General features: G+C 67.8%; 14 protein-coding genes and 1 pseudogene. 6 read left to right on the top strand and 9 right to left on the bottom strand.

The features are described 5' to 3' along the window. Nucleotides 1–65: 65 nt before the first annotated feature. Both AB0K18_RS12200 and AB0K18_RS12195 read left to right on the top strand, forming a co-directional pair. Nucleotides 66–563, top strand: a complete 498-nt coding sequence (locus AB0K18_RS12200; protein ID WP_364913679.1) for a hypothetical protein — start codon at nucleotides 66–68, stop codon at nucleotides 561–563. After that, a complete protein-coding gene (locus tag AB0K18_RS12195; protein WP_364913676.1) occupies nucleotides 560–940 on the top strand; it encodes a ParB N-terminal domain-containing protein in 381 nt (126 codons plus the stop codon). Before AB0K18_RS12200 ends, AB0K18_RS12195 begins: the two co-directional genes overlap by 4 nt. 84 nt (nucleotides 941–1,024) lie before the next feature. Here the strand turns inward: AB0K18_RS12195 and AB0K18_RS12190 are convergent, their stop codons facing one another. The 9 genes from AB0K18_RS12190 to AB0K18_RS12150 form a co-directional block, all read right to left on the bottom strand. After that, nucleotides 1,025–1,768 (bottom strand): hypothetical protein, encoded by a 744-nt coding sequence (locus tag AB0K18_RS12190; protein WP_364913673.1) that lies wholly within the window; start codon nucleotides 1,766–1,768, stop codon nucleotides 1,025–1,027. A 91-nt stretch (nucleotides 1,769–1,859) separates the two neighbouring features. After that, entirely contained in the window at nucleotides 1,860–2,804 is a 945-nt protein-coding gene (locus AB0K18_RS12185; protein ID WP_364913671.1) for a C40 family peptidase, read from the bottom strand. Next, on the bottom strand, nucleotides 2,801–3,736 hold the full coding sequence (locus tag AB0K18_RS12180) for a replication-relaxation family protein (protein ID WP_364913668.1): 936 nt from the start codon (nucleotides 3,734–3,736) through the stop codon (nucleotides 2,801–2,803). The genes AB0K18_RS12185 and AB0K18_RS12180 overlap by 4 nt, the downstream gene beginning before the upstream one ends. Nucleotides 3,737–3,795: 59 nt before the next feature. After that, nucleotides 3,796–6,288, bottom strand: a complete 2,493-nt coding sequence (locus AB0K18_RS12175; RefSeq protein WP_364913666.1) for a type IV secretion system DNA-binding domain-containing protein — start codon at nucleotides 6,286–6,288, stop codon at nucleotides 3,796–3,798. Nucleotides 6,289–6,323: 35 nt separating this feature from the next. Beyond that, nucleotides 6,324–8,150 (bottom strand): ATP-binding protein, encoded by a 1,827-nt coding sequence (locus tag AB0K18_RS12170; RefSeq protein ID WP_364913663.1) that lies wholly within the window; start codon nucleotides 8,148–8,150, stop codon nucleotides 6,324–6,326. Then, nucleotides 8,147–9,127: a PrgI family protein gene (locus tag AB0K18_RS12165; RefSeq protein WP_364913660.1), complete on the bottom strand. Its 981-nt coding sequence runs from the start codon at nucleotides 9,125–9,127 to the stop codon at nucleotides 8,147–8,149. The genes AB0K18_RS12170 and AB0K18_RS12165 overlap by 4 nt, the downstream gene beginning before the upstream one ends. Continuing rightward, nucleotides 9,124–10,734, bottom strand: a complete 1,611-nt coding sequence (locus AB0K18_RS12160; protein ID WP_364913657.1) for a hypothetical protein — start codon at nucleotides 10,732–10,734, stop codon at nucleotides 9,124–9,126. Before AB0K18_RS12160 ends, AB0K18_RS12165 begins: the two co-directional genes overlap by 4 nt. Nucleotides 10,735–10,790: 56 nt before the next feature. Beyond that, complete coding sequence (locus AB0K18_RS12155) at nucleotides 10,791–11,198, bottom strand: pilin (RefSeq protein ID WP_364913655.1); 408 nt, start codon at nucleotides 11,196–11,198, stop codon at nucleotides 10,791–10,793. Nucleotides 11,199–11,491: 293 nt separating this feature from the next. Then, a complete protein-coding gene (locus AB0K18_RS12150) occupies nucleotides 11,492–12,364 on the bottom strand; it encodes a hypothetical protein (protein ID WP_364913652.1) in 873 nt (290 codons plus the stop codon). 615 nt (nucleotides 12,365–12,979) lie between these two features. On the opposite strand from AB0K18_RS12150, the gene AB0K18_RS12145 reads away from it, so the two are divergent. The 4 genes and pseudogenes from AB0K18_RS12145 to AB0K18_RS12130 form a co-directional block, all read left to right on the top strand. Continuing rightward, complete coding sequence (locus AB0K18_RS12145) at nucleotides 12,980–13,849, top strand: hypothetical protein (RefSeq protein WP_364913649.1); 870 nt, start codon at nucleotides 12,980–12,982, stop codon at nucleotides 13,847–13,849. Continuing rightward, nucleotides 13,849–14,742: a DNA methyltransferase gene (locus AB0K18_RS12140; RefSeq protein WP_364913646.1), complete on the top strand. Its 894-nt coding sequence runs from the start codon at nucleotides 13,849–13,851 to the stop codon at nucleotides 14,740–14,742. The genes AB0K18_RS12145 and AB0K18_RS12140 overlap by 1 nt, the downstream gene beginning before the upstream one ends. A 287-nt stretch (nucleotides 14,743–15,029) precedes the next feature. Next, nucleotides 15,030–15,290, top strand: coding sequence for a helix-turn-helix domain-containing protein (locus AB0K18_RS12135; RefSeq protein WP_364913644.1), 261 nt, complete (start codon nucleotides 15,030–15,032; stop codon nucleotides 15,288–15,290). After that, nucleotides 15,287–16,142, top strand: a pseudogene (locus AB0K18_RS12130) (site-specific integrase); the annotation flags it as partial. The gene AB0K18_RS12135 and the pseudogene AB0K18_RS12130, both read left to right, overlap by 4 nt.

Below are 16,142 nucleotides of genomic sequence, written 5' to 3'. Positions count from 1 at the left end.
ATGCTCGACCGGCCGTGGCAGCGCGTCCCGGCACTGGCGTCATCAATCAACGAAAGGACAATCCCATGGGGAAGCCGCAGCGTCCCGACAGCCGCGTGTTCGACACGACCAGCGCCCCAACAGCTCAAAGCGTGACGCCGTCGGTTGAGGCGACGATCGAGCAGGCACGCCAGACGCGGCAACTCAACGCCGACCTCATCGGGCGGCGGCTGAGGCTCGGTGAGCGGGTGAGCGCCGAGGTGCTCTACGAGACCCTGCACGCTCATACGCTCGCTGGTTGGTGGCTGCTCGTCGAGCGGCACATTCAGCGCTCTCAAAGTCCGGAGAAGACGGTGGCCAGGTTCGTCTCCTGGATCAGCCCGTACCAGGACGACGACTCCAGCGCGTGCAGCACCGCTACAGGCTGCGGGAGTCATGGACCACACTGCGGGCGCGAGTCCGCAGTGGCTCACATCGCGCGGGCCCTGACCCTCATCCGACAAGACGCGGCTCGGACCTTCGTGGAGCACGTCACGACACTCGCGCCGGCCTCCTGCGCGGAGCAGGAGGAGGCGGAGGCATGAGCGAGCGTGCCCCGGACCGCGCGGATAGTTCCGACTTCGAGGTCTTCCAGATGATGGCCTGGAGGTGGAACATCACCACCGCCAAGAAGCTCGCCCGTGCCCGAGCCCCGCAGGGCCGAATCGAGCCCACGGAGTGGGCGGGCATGCTCCGGCTGGTGGCCATCGACCCTCACCACGCCGCTGAGGTGGATCTGTCCGAGCCGTTGATCGTGGCTACCGTCCCTAACGGCGGGATGCTGATCATCGACGGCTGGCACCGCCTGTATAAGGCCCTGACCATGGATGTGGCAGAGCTGCCCGCCGTGGTGCTCACGGCCGAGGAAGAACTGGCCTGCCGGATCTTCGGCGGGGAGAAGGGTCAGGGCTACCTGCGGTAGTGCCTGATCCGGTGGCATAGGAGGCATGCCCCGTCCAGCACAGAGACAGTGTGCTGGCCGGGGCATACCCTCTGCACCACCGGATCACATCGTGGTGGGGGAGTCGGTATCAACGACTCGAGGATGCTTGCCCGCTTTGATCAACGCTATGCGTTGCTGGAGGGCCTCAGGCGTGGGGTTCTGAAGGAGATACGGGTTGGGTCCGTACCCGAAGACGCTCAAGTAGGGCTCGGATGCCTCCTTAGCAGGCGCCGGCTCGTCTTCAAGCACTTCGACGAGAGGACCACCGCCGTCTGGAGCCTTCGGGTTTCGAGGATGGAGCGCGTGCCCGATGAGGCGCAGCACGCATTCGATGGGAAGCAGGTAGTCGATGAGGCCGGTCTCGTCGTCGTCCGAGAGAGTGAGGTCCTGGGGCCGGTTGCGGTTGTGCAAGGTGACCTGCCTCGCCCCGGCGAGGTGGTCGTAGAGTCGGCCTTCCAGCCATCCGGCTTCGCTGCTGTTGAGCGTCTCATCGTCGTTGGATTCGTAGCGGATGAGCAGCGCTCGGTACCAATGGTCGCGGTCTTTGAGCTGCTGGAGGACGCGTTGGCGGAGTCCGGGGTTGGTGGCTTTGCCGACGTACGCTCCCCATCGACCCTCAGCGTCCGGGCGGTCGAGCAGGATGTAGGCGCCGGGGACGTTCCAGCCTCGTTCGAGGCGGTTCGCGTGGTCTCGATCGAGCAGGAGCATGCCGGCGACTTTGTGCTTGGCCCGGATCTTGATGGGGTCGTTGAGATCATAGGAGAGGCTGACGGCGAGCGGGGGCGGGGCGAGTCGCACGGCGCACATGGGGCGTCTCCTTCACCTGGTGCCGCGACGGGTCCTTCTCGAAGAGTATCGGTCAAGTCGCTGTTGGTAACCTCCTGTTTCGGTACGGGAGTCAACGTGGATCGGGTGGGCGGGTGGACGCGTGGGCGGCTGGGCGGGTGAACCCGATCAGATCGGGGCGCTGGTAGCTGCTGATCGTCACAACCGCGTTCTTGTGGGGCGCGTGAATCATCTGGCCGTTACCGAGGACGATGCCGACGTGGCCCGGGCCGTCGGCTTCCATCCGGAAGAAGGCAAGGTCACCGGGCTGTTCACGGCCGGAGGCGATGGCAGGGCCATGCCGCCATTGGTCGGCGGCAACGCGGGGGATGAGAATCCCTGCGGCTTGGTAGGCGCGCATGGTCAGGCCGGAGCAGTCGAAGGCGGCCGGGCCTTCTGCTCCCCACAGATACGGTTTGCCGAGCTGGGCGTGAGCGTACGCGAGCGCGGCGGCGATCTGCTCGCCGGGGATGAGCAGGACGCAGGTCCCGGCCAGGGCGTCGACGATGCGCTGGGCCATCGGCTCCCACTGGGCGTAGGCGTCGGGGTAGCCGGAATGTTGCACCGCCTGGGCGGAACGGGTGAGCGGGAGTTGCTCCCAGCGCCTCACCTTGACCAAGCGGTCGTAGAAGGTGCTGGTGGCGTACCGAGGGTCGAGAACCTGCTCCGCGGTTCCCCATCCCTGCGAGGGTCGTTGCTGGAACAGACCCAGCGAGTCCAGATGACCGTAGGGCAGGTTGCGCAGCTTGGACTCCTGCAAGGCGGTGGCCAGAGCGATCACCGCTGCCCGCGCGGGCAGGTTGCGTTCCATCGCGATCTCGACGATGAGGCTGGCGTTGGCCTGCTGCTCGCCGTCCAGAGCGACCGGTCCGCCTGCCGTACTGCTCATCGTTGTGCTTGTCACTTCGCAGGCGATACCGCCGGGTGTCCCGGATGTGCTCAGGAGACTGGTGGCGGCCGCAAGGAACGCCAAGATGACGAGCAGTAGCAGGGCTGCGCCGGCTGCGGCAGCCTTCACCTGCTCTCCTCCTCGCTGATGACGCGGTAGAGGGGTTCCTTGTCGTCCTCGGGTGCTGCGGCTTGTTCGGTTTGGCCGAGGGCCAGATGAGGCCAGCTATCGGCGAGGTCGGCCAGCCGCATGCGGTTTTGTCCGGTCGTAGCAGTGGTGGGAAGCCAGCAAGCTCCTGCCGGGCCGCCGTCGAGGTCGGTTTGTACGGCGGTGGCGATCGGGAGGTCGGTGGTGCTGATCAGCGAACGAAGGTTGACCTCCCGGGTGTGGCTCGGGAGCCAGAACAGCACCGGGGTGATGATGCGGGTGGTGTCGGCGAGGTCGGCGTAGGCGGCCAGCTTGTTGGTGACCTTTGCGAGAGTCATGCTGCCGGTGTCGTGTTCGAGGAAGAAGTCGATCTGGCGGCCGTTCTCGGACCAGCAGCCGTAGGCGTCCGGTCGGGCGAGGTCGCCCCAGATCTTGGCGCACTGCTTCTCTGACAGCCATGCTCGCAGGTGAGCGTCGGGGCTGTGCCGGGCCAGGTGGCCGAGGTGGACGAAGAAGTCGTTGACGCCGATCTGATGACCGCTCTTGGACGAGACGGCGATCGACATGGCCAGATCCGGGTGGTAGTTCAGCTCCTTGACGGTGGTGTGGCGACGAAAGGCGAGAAGTTCAGCTCCCGCTCGGCCGAGAACCCAGTGGTGAGGGCTTGAGCCGCCGTAGGGACTCCAGGGGCGGTACCGCGTGATCGTGTTCAGCTTGTGCAGGATGCCCAGACGGCGGCGCGTGGGCTGCGGCTTGGTGAAGAACAACCGCTGCAGCTGATGCGTGGTCAGCACCCGGTGATGCAGAAGGTGCTCAAGGATCTGGTAATCGCGCGGTGTAAGACGGGCGGCGGCGTAGGCGATGGCGTCGGCGTTGAAACGGGGCAGGCCGAGCGGGACGCGCGTGACGGGCATGATGGTCCTCCTGGATGACGGCGGCATGAGTGGCACTGCGGCGAACGGAGTAAGTGGGGTTAGCCGATCTGCTCTTCACGAGCGGTGGGCTGGCCTCGGAGGCCGGGACGCACGTCCAGTTCGACGTTGGCCGGGCGAGCCCGGCGTATGGGGGTCTTGGGCACGGTGGTGGGCCGGGCGAACTGCTGACGGGACGCCTGGCGGATCTCGGCCTCGCGGCCCTCAACGGCGGCGGGCAAGGGCCGGGTGCGCAATGTGAACGCGGGAGTCTGCTGGCCGTCCACGATGAGGCGGGCGGCAGCTTGGTAGGCGCCGAGGTGGGTGAGGTCGTGCGGGGTGATCAGGGGAGCGGTGTGGTGTTTGAGGTCGCCTGCGTCCTTGGGCGAGGCGGCGAAGTAGATCTTGTTCCGGGCGTCGGCTGACAGAGCTTCGCGTAGGTCGGCCGGTAGTTGGTCGAGGTGCTGGTGGGCCAGGACCAGGGACAGGCGGTAGCCGCGTGCTTCGGCGAGCACGTCGTTGATGTGGCCGGGCAGGTTCAAGAAGTTGTGGCACTCGTCGATGACGAGCGAGGCATCAGGGCGGGCGGTTTCGGCGAGGGCCGAGCGGCGGGTGGTGGCTTGCCAGGTGTGAGCGAGCAGAATGGAGCCGAACAGCCGGGCGGCGTCGTCACCGAGGACGCCCTTGGGGAGCCGCGCGAGGACTAGCCCGCCTTGGTCGAGGAGCCGGCCGATGGGCACGGTGGTATCCGGACTGGCCAGTGCCTGGCGGACGAAGGGGCGTAGCAGGACAGCGCGGAGTTTGTTCATCACCGGGCCGATGACCGTGGCCTGACCGGCTGGGGTGAGGGCTTCGTAGGAGTCCCAGAACCCGCCCAGCAGGCTGTCGTCCAGGCGGCCCGTGATCTGCGCGCGGAATGCCTGGTCGGTGAGCAACCTCGGTACGTCGGCCAGGGTCGCCTTGCGGCCGAGGACGCTGGTCAGGGTGAGGCAGGTGGAGCGGAGCAGGTCGTCCACGCGCGGTCCCCAGGCTGTGGAGAAGCAGCGGTGGAAGATGGTGACGACGGAATCGACGGCGAAGGTGGGGTCGTGCCCGGCGAGGATGTTGATCGATGGCGGTGGCGCGTCGTCTTGGGGGTCGAACACCACGGTTCTGCCGATGGCTCGCTTGGGGAGCCGGTTCAGGATGTCGGTGATCAGGTCGCCCTTGGGGTCGATGACCAGGGCTCCTCGTTCTGCCTGGGCGTCAGCGAGGATGAGATTCGCCAGCAGGGTGGATTTGCCGACGCCGGTGCCGCCGAGCACGTGGGTGTGGTGGCGGGCGTCCGCCACGGGTAGCGCGACGGGCCGCTGTGGGCCGCTGTCAGCGTCCCCCAGGATGCGGGCCGTCCCTCCGGCTGTCGTGCGGGGTACGGCCGGGGACGGGGCGATGGGGCGGGCTCCCGCGCGGGTGATGCCGGGGGCGTCCATGTCCCAGGGCAGGTGGGCGAGCGCGGCCAGCTCGGTTACGGACAGCAGGTAGCCGCCGTCGAGGCGACGCGAGCCGATCAGGCGGCGAGGGCGTCGCAGGCGGGCTCGGCGCAGGTACTGGTGGCCGCTGGAGAAGAGTGCGAAGACGCCGGCCAGAGCGTGTGCTTGGCCTCGCAGCCATCCTCGGATCAGCTCCGGGGAGGTGGCGGCATCCGTTGGTTGCGCGGCGACGGCGTAGCGGATGGCCACGTCGTACCTGGGCTGACCGGCCTTGGCCAGGATCGCGCGTACCTGCTCGGTGCGCTCGGGAAAGTCGCGGGCGAGGTCGCCGGGGCGGTGGTCGCGAGCGCTGGTGGGCAGGGGCAGAACCTCATCGAAGAGACGACCGAGGTGATGGCGGCTGCCTCCTCCGCGCAAATGGGCTGCTGCTCGATAGGCGTGGCGCAGCCGTCGGCCGGTAGTGGGCCGGGCCAGTATCTGGACGACGGCATGCTCGCCCTCGCGCAGTCCGCTCATGGCCTCGAGCAACGATCGAACCGGATCGTGGTCGTGGTCAGTCCTAAGCGGCAGGTGCTCCGGAGCGGCGAGGACGAGTCGCCCGCCGGCAACCTTGGAGTCCTTGAGGAAGAGCGGGGCGGCAGGGCTTGTGCTCATGGTCGAGCCTGGCCATGCGGCTTGGACCGCCTTTTCCACGATACCGGGCGGGACGACGCCGGGCACCCACAGCCGGATGCGCACCCCCGCATCGCTGCCGTAGTACTCCCACACGAGGTGCGGTTGTCCGGTGAGCAGCCGCTTCCATGCGGGTCGGAGCAGGCCGACGAGCTGGCGCCACAACACTACGGCACCCTCGGGGTCGCTGCGGGGCGGGCTGGAGATCTCGATGAGCCGGGCCTCGGGGGTCAGGTTGAGGTGGTGGAGCCAGCCGAGCAGGTAGCGTACGGCGGCGGTCAGGGACCAGATGACGGCCAGAGCCAAGGCGAGGTGGGGCCCATAGGCGAGGGCGAGTTCCGGCAGGTGATCAGGAAGCTCGGCGAGAAAATCGAGCGCTGTTTGGACATCCTGGTCGTCGATGCCGCACAGCAAGCAGGGCGTATCACGGTGAGCTGACGAGATGGCGGTCATAGCGGGTCGGTCTCGCCGTCGTCGTCGTGGTCAGCGATGTCGATCTCTGTGAAGCTGGTTGGTTGCGCGGCTTCAGGACCCTGCTGGTCGAGCCGGTGTAGTTGGGCTGGGTCGGTGGTGATCAGCTCGATCTCCTGCGCCGAGGCGATGACGTGGAAGGCGGCTCGGCTGGCAGGGCCGGCGACCAGGAGTGCCTCGCCGCGTTCGGCGGTAAGCAGGAACTGGCGCTCCCCGTCGGTCAGGTCGAAGGCGTCTCCGACGGTGCCGATGGCCTGCGGCGCCTGGCGCAGGAGGATCTGGTTGGCCGCGTTGGCGACGATGGCCTGCCCCAGCTCAGAACCGAGCAGATCCGCGGCGTCCTGAGTGACGACGGCGAGCCCTGCCCAGTGCTTGCGCGCGGCCTTGGCCATGCGAAAGAGGAACTGTGCGCCCTCGGGTTCCTTCATCAGTAGCCAGGCCTCATCCACGACGACGAGGCGCTTCCGGCGATCGCGGGGATTGGCGACCTGCCGCCAGATGGCGTCCAGCGCCAGCAGCGTGCCGACTGCCTTCATCTCCTCGTGCAGGTCACGCAGCGAGAAGACGATCAAGTGCCCGGAGGGGCTGGTGGTGGTGGGGCCGTCGAACAGTTCCCGGTAGGAGCCGGAGACGTAGGGGGCGAGCTGCGCCGCAAGCTCTGCTCCCGCAGGACTGGTACTTCTGGTAAGAGTGGTTACCAGATCGGCGAGGAGGGGTGCGGGCCGTGTCCACGTGGTGGGGTCTCGGGTGATTCCGGCGGCCTGGTAGGTGGCGACGATCGCTGAATCGAGTACCGCCCGCGCCTGCGGGCTGAGCTGGTCGCCGAGCATGGTGGCGATGAGGGTCTGCAGGAACATCGCCCGACGTGACAGCACGTCGTCGCGAGAGCTTTGGCTGGCGGGCAGATCGAAGGGGTTCCATCGCACTCCTTCGGCGCCGAGATGCAGGCAGGTGCCGCCGACTGCTCGTGCGAGCCGAGCGTACTCGTCTTCGGGATCGACGACGGCGACCTCAACCCCTTGATAGAGCAGGCGGAGCGTTTCGAGTTTGGTGAAGAAGCTCTTGCCCGCCCCGGATCTGGCCAGCACGACGGAGTTGTGGTTGTCCTGCGCGTAGCGATCCCAGAGGATCACTCCGCAGCTGGTGGCGCTCAGCCCGTACAGCACGCTTGTCTCTCCGACCTCGGACGGCAGGTCGGGTGAGGTGAACGGGAAGGCGGCTGCCAGCGCGGCAGTGTCGAAGGTGCGCGTCGCGCCCAAGGAGTCGACTCCGAGCGGAAGATTGGTCGTCCACCCCTGCAAGGCACGGAAGGTCGCCGGTTGGGCATCGAGTAGCAACGACGACGCGAGAGCTCGGACGCGTTCGATTTCGGCAGCCAGTTCCGGCTCCGAGGGCGCGTGGATGGTGAGGTAGAGACCGACCTTGAACAGGCGGCCGTGGCCACGGGCGAGGCTGTCAGCCAGATCGGTGGCGTCGTCGGCCGCGGCCTCCGCCGCGAAGTCAGCGAGCTTGCCGTGCTGGGCGTCGGCGCGGCTGGCCGACTCCAGACGAGCGAGTTGCCGGCGCAAGCGCATCGCCGCGACCTGCTGTGGGATCGGCTGGATGTGCAGAGACACGTCCAGGTGGCCGGGGTAGGTGAGCAGAGGTTCCAGCCAGCCTGCGCTTACCTCTCGCGGGTAGCCGGTTACGGCGAACGATGCTGAGACGGCGTTGGGCAAGGTGATGGTCCGGGTACCGATCTGGAGGGCGGCCGGGTGGAGCAGAGTCCCAGGTGCGCGATCGTTACGACGTCGGCGGAGCTTCATGCGTCCCTCCCGATGGTGTGGTGCTGCGCTGTCGCGGAGATCGGCTCGTTTGGGAGGGCGCGACCGAGCGGATGCCGGCCGCCGGAGTCGAGGCACTCGGTGAGTGCCTGGGCGGCCTCTTGGGCATTCAGGACGCGGGCGGTGACACCGAGGGCGGCCAGGGCTCGCTCGGCTTCCGCGGCCCTGCGCAGGACGACCGCCGCCGAGGCGTCGCGCCGCACCGAGCGGCGTCCTCGGCTGGTGGCGGGATGGTCGCGGAGTACGACGAGGACTTGCCGGGTGAGCAGTTCGCGTGAGCTGTTCAGCTCGGCCAGATAACCGGCGTGGTCGCGGGCCGCTGCAGCCAGGGCGGCATGCGGCAGTTCGTCGGCCTGGTGCTCGAGAACCTCGGTCAGGTCGGACAGGTCTGCTGGTCGGGCGCGGGCCAGGAGTTGGACGGGCGCTTCCAGCGAGTTCAGCCATCGCCCGAACGCTCCGACCAGGGCGGCCTGCTCGCTGGTGGTGCGCAGGTGGAAGGACAAGGTGCTGGTCTCCACCAGCACGGCGACGCCGCCATCAGTGAGCTCGAGAGCGCCATCGCTTCGGACGGCGCGCACTGGTAGCCGCAGCGGCCCGGGCAGCTTGCCTCGTAGGCGGCACCAGCGGGGTGGCCCCGTTACTCCGTCAGGAGCGGTGACCAGCCTCTTGGATGTCCGGGCGAAGGACACGGCGGCCAGGACGAAGCGGTCCAAACTCAGCCCATCGCGGCGTCCCAGCGCGACCGCGATCCCAAGAGCCAGGAACGGAAGCAGGATCGCGGCCAGGATGACCACAGGCAGCATCTGGTGGCACAGGTAATAGATGGCGGCGGCGATACCGCCGGTGAGGGCGACGATGAGGATCTGGCGGAAGGTGAGCCCGTAGGCGATCTTGTCTGGCTTATCGATGTCGGCGGGGATGCGCGCCAGCAGCGGAGGCGGTTCGGCCTCGTACTTCATCGGCCCTCCCCTCGTGGCTGGCGGTCCGCGCGAGGGATGCGGCGGGGCGGCGGGTCGAGCCGTAGGCGGAGCTGTCCTGGCCGGGGCGCGCGGGTGGGCATGCCGGGGAGTCGATCCTGAACCCACGGTGGCCGGGGCCGGATCCAGGGACGCGATGCCGTCGTGTCGGGCGGGCTGGGTGGTGTGGGTGGACGGGGAACGCGGGTGACAGGGAACGGCAGTGCCAGTTGGGTGCCTTGCCGCGCGCGCCGTGCGGATGCGGCGGCCGCCTTCGGTGTCGGTTCGGGCGGAGTGGGTGCTGGCGCGTTGTGTGGAAGTTGGAGTTGCTGCCAGGCGGGTGAGCGGTTGGGCATGGCGGCTCCGGGTGATGAGCTGGGTGAGGTCGTCGGCCGGCGGTTTTTGGGCCCTTGGGGACCGCTGGGTCGGCCGTTCCGCGAAGCCCTGGCGTGGTGGTGAGCGGTGCGCGCACCGCTCTTGCGGGTGGCCGCACGGCCGAGGGCGCGGGCGGCGCCGAACGTTTTGTAGACGAGTACGGCCTTGACCAGCCGTTTCAACATGTGTGGTTGGCCCTGCTGCCAGATCGACCTGGCCACCCAGCCGGGGATTTTGATCAGCACGAACAAGATGCCGATCACGATGAGCGCGTCCATGACCTGGTTTGCGGCGGGCCGCGCCAGGGCTTCCACCGCGTCTCCTGCTCGTGGCTCTGCGGGCTTGAGCGGGTAGGCGGCGGCGGAGTCGGTGAGGAAGAGCTTGAACGCCAGGATCAGGCCGAGCGCCTGCAGGACCTGGATGGCCAGCAGGCCGAAGAAGCACCGCCACCACAGCTTGGCGATGCCCTCGGTCTGGGGGAGGGCATGGCAGAGCAGCGCAAGTGGTGCGGCGATGATGATGAAAAGCAGCAGCGTGATGCGGATGAGCCCGATGAAGGCGAGAATCAGCCCCATCAGCGCCGCCGCGCCGACCAGCAGCACCAGGAACAGCGCGGTGCCCTCAGGGTCTTTGATCAGGCCGTCAACCTTGGCGGCGATCAGGTTCCCGGCCCGCTGCTCGTTCACTCCGTCACCGAGCAGCGCGGTGACCATGGCGTTGGTCAGGACGATCGCCTGCTGGCAGATGGTCAGCGACAAGTTCAATGTGACCACCGCGACGACCAGGCGCGGGAGGATCTCGCTAGGCGTGGTGGAGGTCTGAAGGCTGCCGTAGGCCATCACGATCACACCGCCGACCAGCACCATCAGGGCCAGCAGAGCGTTGGCGACCAGGCGTACGTGGCCGGACAGCTCCTTAACACGTTCCAGCATCATGGGAGGCGGGGCGGAGAGAAGGACGCTGCCCACCAGGACGAAGGTCGGGTTGATGGCATCGGTCACCAGAGCGGTGAACCAGCCGTTCATGGCTTTGTTGATCTTGCAGCCGATGTCCATCCATCCGCACTCCTGCGCACTCGCGGGCGGTGTTTGCTGGGCCGGCGACTCACCGGTCACCTGCGGTACGAGAAGCGGGCTGGTAGAAGGTGACGGTGCTGCCGTGGGTGTGGGCGCCGGATCGGCCTGAGCCGGTGTGGTGACGGCGAGCCCTGCCAGCAGAGTGACGATGGCCAGCACTGTGGCTGGCCATGGCAGTCCCTTCGACGCCCGGAGCCCTGCGCGGTACGGCATCCTCAGGCTCCGACGATGCCCTTGAGGATGCTCACCAGCAGGGGAGCCAGCACCGCGATGCCGTAGCCGAGAGCGGCATAGCGCAAGGTCTTCTTGGCGGCTTCAACCTCGCCTGGGTCGCCGCCAGCCAGGATGTAGCGAACTCCTCCGACGGTGAGGAAGAGGGTGGCGAGAGCTACGAGCAGGCCCACGATGACGTTGCGCAGGTTGTCGATCACCGCGCCCAGCGAGGAAGGCGGTGCCGCCGCGTTGACTGTTATCAGGCTGGTGGAGTCTGCGAAGGCGACGGCGTGAACGATGACGTACTCGAGCAGGGTGCCCAGAACGAGACCGCCGAGAACGACCAGGATGACGAGGCAAATTTTGTGGGTGTGGGCTTGGGGAGAGGTGGTACGGCGCGGGCGGGTCATGTGGTGTCTCCCGAGGCGGTGAAGCGAGTAAGTGGGCGTCGCGGGCCGGGTTGTGGAAGAGGCAGGGCGGAGGTGCCGGGCCCGGCTGCAGGGCCGGGTGGGCGTCCTCCTTCGCAAGGGCGGAAGCGTTGGGCTGGGCCGGGTGACAGGGACCGGTGACCAGGGGCCCGCCGCCGGGCTCGGCGCCCTCCGCGCTGCCTTCTCACCTGGCTAAAAACCAGGTCGAAGAGCCGAGTTAGGACAACGGAGCCAGCGGATTTTGCGCGGACTTTGCTGCTCGGCTCATGCGATTGCTAGCGGCTCCGGTTGAAAAGGGCCTGGTAGAGGGCGTTTTCGGCGCGCTGACGGCGCTTGAGCGCGGTGCAGTAGAGCAGGCCGTGGAGGCGGCAGTACGAGCTGAGCGAAATGCCCTCCAGCCGGGTGGAGCCGATAAGTTCCGCCTCCAGTTCGGTGATGACGCCTTGCGTGACTGCCTGACCCAGCAGCAGATCGGGGTGGCCGGCCGGGTAGGCGAGTGCACGCTGCCGCTCCTCGGGGCGGTCAATGAGTTCGGGATCGGTCAGCAGCGCGGGCCGCTGCGGCGCGTAGGCGCGAAGCACCGCGAACTGGGTGAGCCGCGATAGCCGCAACACGGGGTGCGACCAAGCCAGCTTCACCCGATCCAGGGCTTCCATGTAGGCGGCCAGCACTTCGGCTTCCAGGTCCTCCCGATCGGCCCGGGCCAGGCGGTCGCCCTGCTCGGGATGAACCTTGCTGGTAAGCGCGGTGGCGAGGCGGCGCAACATCGGGAGAGCGAGTGCGACTGCGGCGACCATCCACGCTCCTCGCTGGGTGCGGGCCTGGTCGATGAGGTGACGCCAGACGTCGTCGCGGGTGGCGCGCGAGCAGGACGGGTGCAGCAGGATCATCCGGAGCTCGTCCATCGGGATCGGCCGGGCAGGGAGACCCTGCCCGAAGGACGCGCCGTCGAGCGACAGCGGCTTCGGGCCGCGCATGAGCAGGTGGAAGGCGTGCTCGGCCACGTCCAGCGCCAGTCCACTGGCGAGCCGGTCAGCGCTCGTGGGCACGCCGTTGGTGATCGGGCTGGCGATGTCCGCGGACAGGCGAGTCGAAGGTTGAGACATGGCGACGCTCCCGAAAGAAGAGTTCGGTTCGGACGTCGCCATGCCGCCAGAGGGCCTGGGCAAGAATCGGGCGGGAAGCGGTCAGACAGCGGACACTTCAAAGATCCCTCAAGGTTTCCATCACGTGTCGGAACCATGGATGACCTGCGAAAACACCGCCACCGTGGCTGTTGGTCGGTATGAAGCCGCATCCCATGCAGCTGGACGTGAAAGGCGGCTGACCTGCGAGAACGGGGTTTGGTGGAAACTCTCGCGTCAAAAAACGATCAACAGGATGGACCAGCGTTCGACGAGGAGGATCCCGTTGCCGGTGTCGCAGGACTGCGTCCACGGCATCCGAGCCGGAGCGGACGCTCGCGGAACCCGCGTTGCACAAACATGGCTGAGTCCGCGCCTCACCAACATAGGCCCATGCTGCTTGGCCAAGCCGGCGAACGCTGTCCGAAGCATGTACGAGACCTGCACGACAACCCTGTGAGCTGCGAAAACATCTGTTTGCCGAGATGGATCGTTGGCGCGTCCGAGGGTGTCTCCGCCGAGGACCGGCAGGTAGGCATTGCCGAACGTTTGCTTGAGAGCCTGTCCCGACGAAGGCTTCTCGGCCGGTATTTGGATCAGTGACAGGGATCGCTGACCCGGTACTCGGGCCACACCCACATGACCGAACCCACCACCACATCTTCATCCGGCACTTCCACGACCTCCACACCGGCCACAGCCGGGCATCTGCCGCTGACCGTGTGGCTGACACCGGCCGACGCCGAGTCTGTCCCGACCTGCACCATCGGCTGCTGCCATCCGGTCAGCGGACCGCTGGCCCGCCACCTCATCGCGGCATGTACTCAGCTGGGCGACACCGTGGTCCATCTCAGCGCCAGCGATCACCAACTGGTGTCAGCCGCGTTGACAGCGGGCTGCCTGCCGGTGGCTCTCTTCACCGGCGCCGCCCGCGCGGGCGTGACTTGGACCCGGCTCGCCCGTACCCATCCCGCCCACGACCTCGAGCTCACCGACCTGCGCGCCACCGACCCCGACGATGAGGCGCTTCTTGCCGACCTTGTCGGCAGGGCAGGGCTGACCGTGGTGGAGCAGACCTGCGAGCGACCAAGCTCGCATGGTGCGGCTAAGGCGTATGGCGTCGCAGCGGCAGCGAGGCTCTTGAAGCCGGGCGGCCACTTGGCCGTGGTAGCCGGTCTGCACCGGCGAGGCGGCGTAGTCGACCCGTTGCCGAAGCTGATCGTCCAGGCCCGCGAGGCGGGGCTGGTGTATCTGCAGCACATCGTCGCCCTGCGCCATCCCGCTCGCGGCGAGCGCATCGACCCGGGTCTCTTGCGCCGGGGCCTGGCCGAGCTGCAGGAACTTCCAGCGTGCGCTGGGTTGCCCGCCAGCGCCCGCGTGCACTCGGATGTGTTGCTGTTCACCCGGCCAGGAGGGTATTCGGAGCCTCGTGATCCGCAAGCGCCGCCTGTAGACGGTGCCGGAGCGATCGCTACCGGCGGCGTCGTCCAGGTAGGGAGTGAGCGCTGATGGCGGGGGTGACGACGTCGGTGTGGGCGACGGGGCAGCGGCAATCGCGCGTGCAGCGACGCGGCCGGTACGTGCCGGAGTCGATGCGGCATCCGGGGAAGATGCTTCCCTCCATCGCGGCTCGCGTGATCGCCTCCTACACCCGGCCAGGTGAGCTGGTGGTCGATCCGATGTGCGGCATCGGCACCACCCTGGTCGAAGCCGCTCATCTGGGCAGGAACGCCGCAGGCGTGGAGTACGAGGAGGAGTGGGCCCGCCTGGCCGTCGCGAACCTAGGCTTCGCCAAGAAACGGGGGGCGTCCGGCGTCGGGCGGGTGGTGTCCGGAGATGCCCGCAATATCACCCGGTTGTTGCCTGACCTCGCCGGGCAAGCGGCGCTGGTGCTGACCTCGCCGCCGTACGGAGTGGCGACGCACGGGCACATCCGCTCGACCCGCGACACCGGCGAGCCGGGCGTGCGCAAGTGGAACCATCACTACTCGACTGACCGCGGCAACCTCGCTCACCAGCAGCTCCCGGCATTGCTGGAGGGGTTCCGTCGCATCCTGGCTGGCTGTACGGAGCTCCTTCGACCTGGTGGGGTGGCGGCGATCACTGTGCGGCCGTATCGGGCGCGCGGCGAGCTGGTCGATCTGCCCGGTCACGTCCACCAGGTGGCGGAGGATGTGGGTCTGGTGTTCGTGGACCGGATCGTGTGCCTGCTGTGCGGGCTGGGCTACGACCGCCTGCTGAACCGAGCGTCGTTCTTCCAACTGCATGAGGCGCGTAAGGCGTGGGCGCGCGGACTGCCCATTCACGCCGTTGCCCATGAGGACCTGCTGGTCTTCCGCAAATTGGACGAGCCCAGCCCAGGCCGGCGACATGCCCTGGCAGACGGCCGCGAGGTGGAGTAGCGCGTGATGCCCCGGTTCCCGGCCTGTATGCGGGCCCCGGAGCTGGGACGCGGACGTAGACCTGTGGATTTCGCTTGACGCGTGCCATCGAGGTGGGCGTTCATACCGCCGCCACGACCCACCCCGCACCGGAACCACGGGAGGGGGCTGTGACCGCCCGTCACGGGACGGCGGTCACGCCCGCCCCTGCGCCGGGTGGCACCGGGCCGGTGGCGCAGCGTCCAGCACAGCCGCACCGGTAGCGCATACCGGATGGCCCTGTTCATCAACATCCATGGAGGTGACGCATGACCGGCACAACCCCCACTCAACGCCAGGCAACCGAAGCCACGGAAAGGCCAGAAGTGGTCAGCCTGCTGGCGGCCGGACGGCTGCTCGGCATCGGCCGCACCAAGGCATATCGCCTGGCAAAGGCAGGCGAGTTCCCGTGCCGGGTGCTGAAGATCGGGGGCCGGTATGCGGTGCCGGTGCGCGGGCTGCGGGCGCTGCTCGACCCCACGACGACGGGCGGCGACAGCCGCCCGTCAGGCCAGGAAGGACGACCATGATGGCCGAAGCCCCGCCACGGAAAGTGGTGAAGGCGGCGCGAGTCGCCAAGGGCACCACGTTCAAGATCTGCTCGTGCACCGATCCGGTCACCGGTAGGAAGATCAGCAAGACCTGCCCAAAGCTGCGCCGGGCTCACGGCGAGGGCGGCAGCCGATGGAGCAGTTCCCACGGCACCTGGGGCTATCAGCTCGAATTGCCTGCTCACGCCGACGGCAGGCGCCGGAGCCCGTTGCGGCGCAGCGGCTTCGCGACGCTGGAGGACGCGGAGGCCAAGCTGGATCACGCCCGCGGCCTGCTCGCCCTCGACGACGAGCCCGCCGTCCGGCGGCAGATCACCAAGCTGATGCTGTCGGTGCTGAAGGACACCAGATGCCTGCCGGACCTCGAAGAGGTCCGGCGCAAAGTCCGCACGCGCCAAGACCTCAACCAGCACGTCACCGTGGCCGAATGGATGGAGGAGTTCCTCAAGCGCAAACGCGCCATCGAACCCACCACTAAACGCACCTACGAGTCACACGTCCGCCTCTACCTCAACCCCTACCTGGGAGACATCCGGCTGGACCGGCTACGGGTCTCTGACATCGCGGGCATGTTCGACGCGATCGAGGAGTTCAACGAGATCATCGCCACCGAACGCGTCAGCGGTGATCCAGCCCGGGTGACGGCGGTGCGCTACCGGCGTCCTGTCGGGCCCACCACGATGCACCGCATCCGAGCGACGTTGCGCCACGCGTTGAACATCGCGATCCGCCAGGACCGGCTGCTGGACTTCAACCCCGCCGCCGTGGTCGAGCTGGCCCCGGCCGTACGCCCCAAGCCGGTCATCTGGACGCAGGAGAAGGTGATGCAGT

This window comes from Nonomuraea sp. NPDC049421 (genome assembly GCF_040677005.1).
In the GTDB taxonomy this organism is placed as follows: domain Bacteria; phylum Actinomycetota; class Actinomycetes; order Streptosporangiales; family Streptosporangiaceae; genus Nonomuraea; species Nonomuraea salmonea.
The sequence above is the reverse complement of the archived record's forward strand: the minus strand, read 5'-3'. Positions and strand labels throughout refer to the sequence as shown.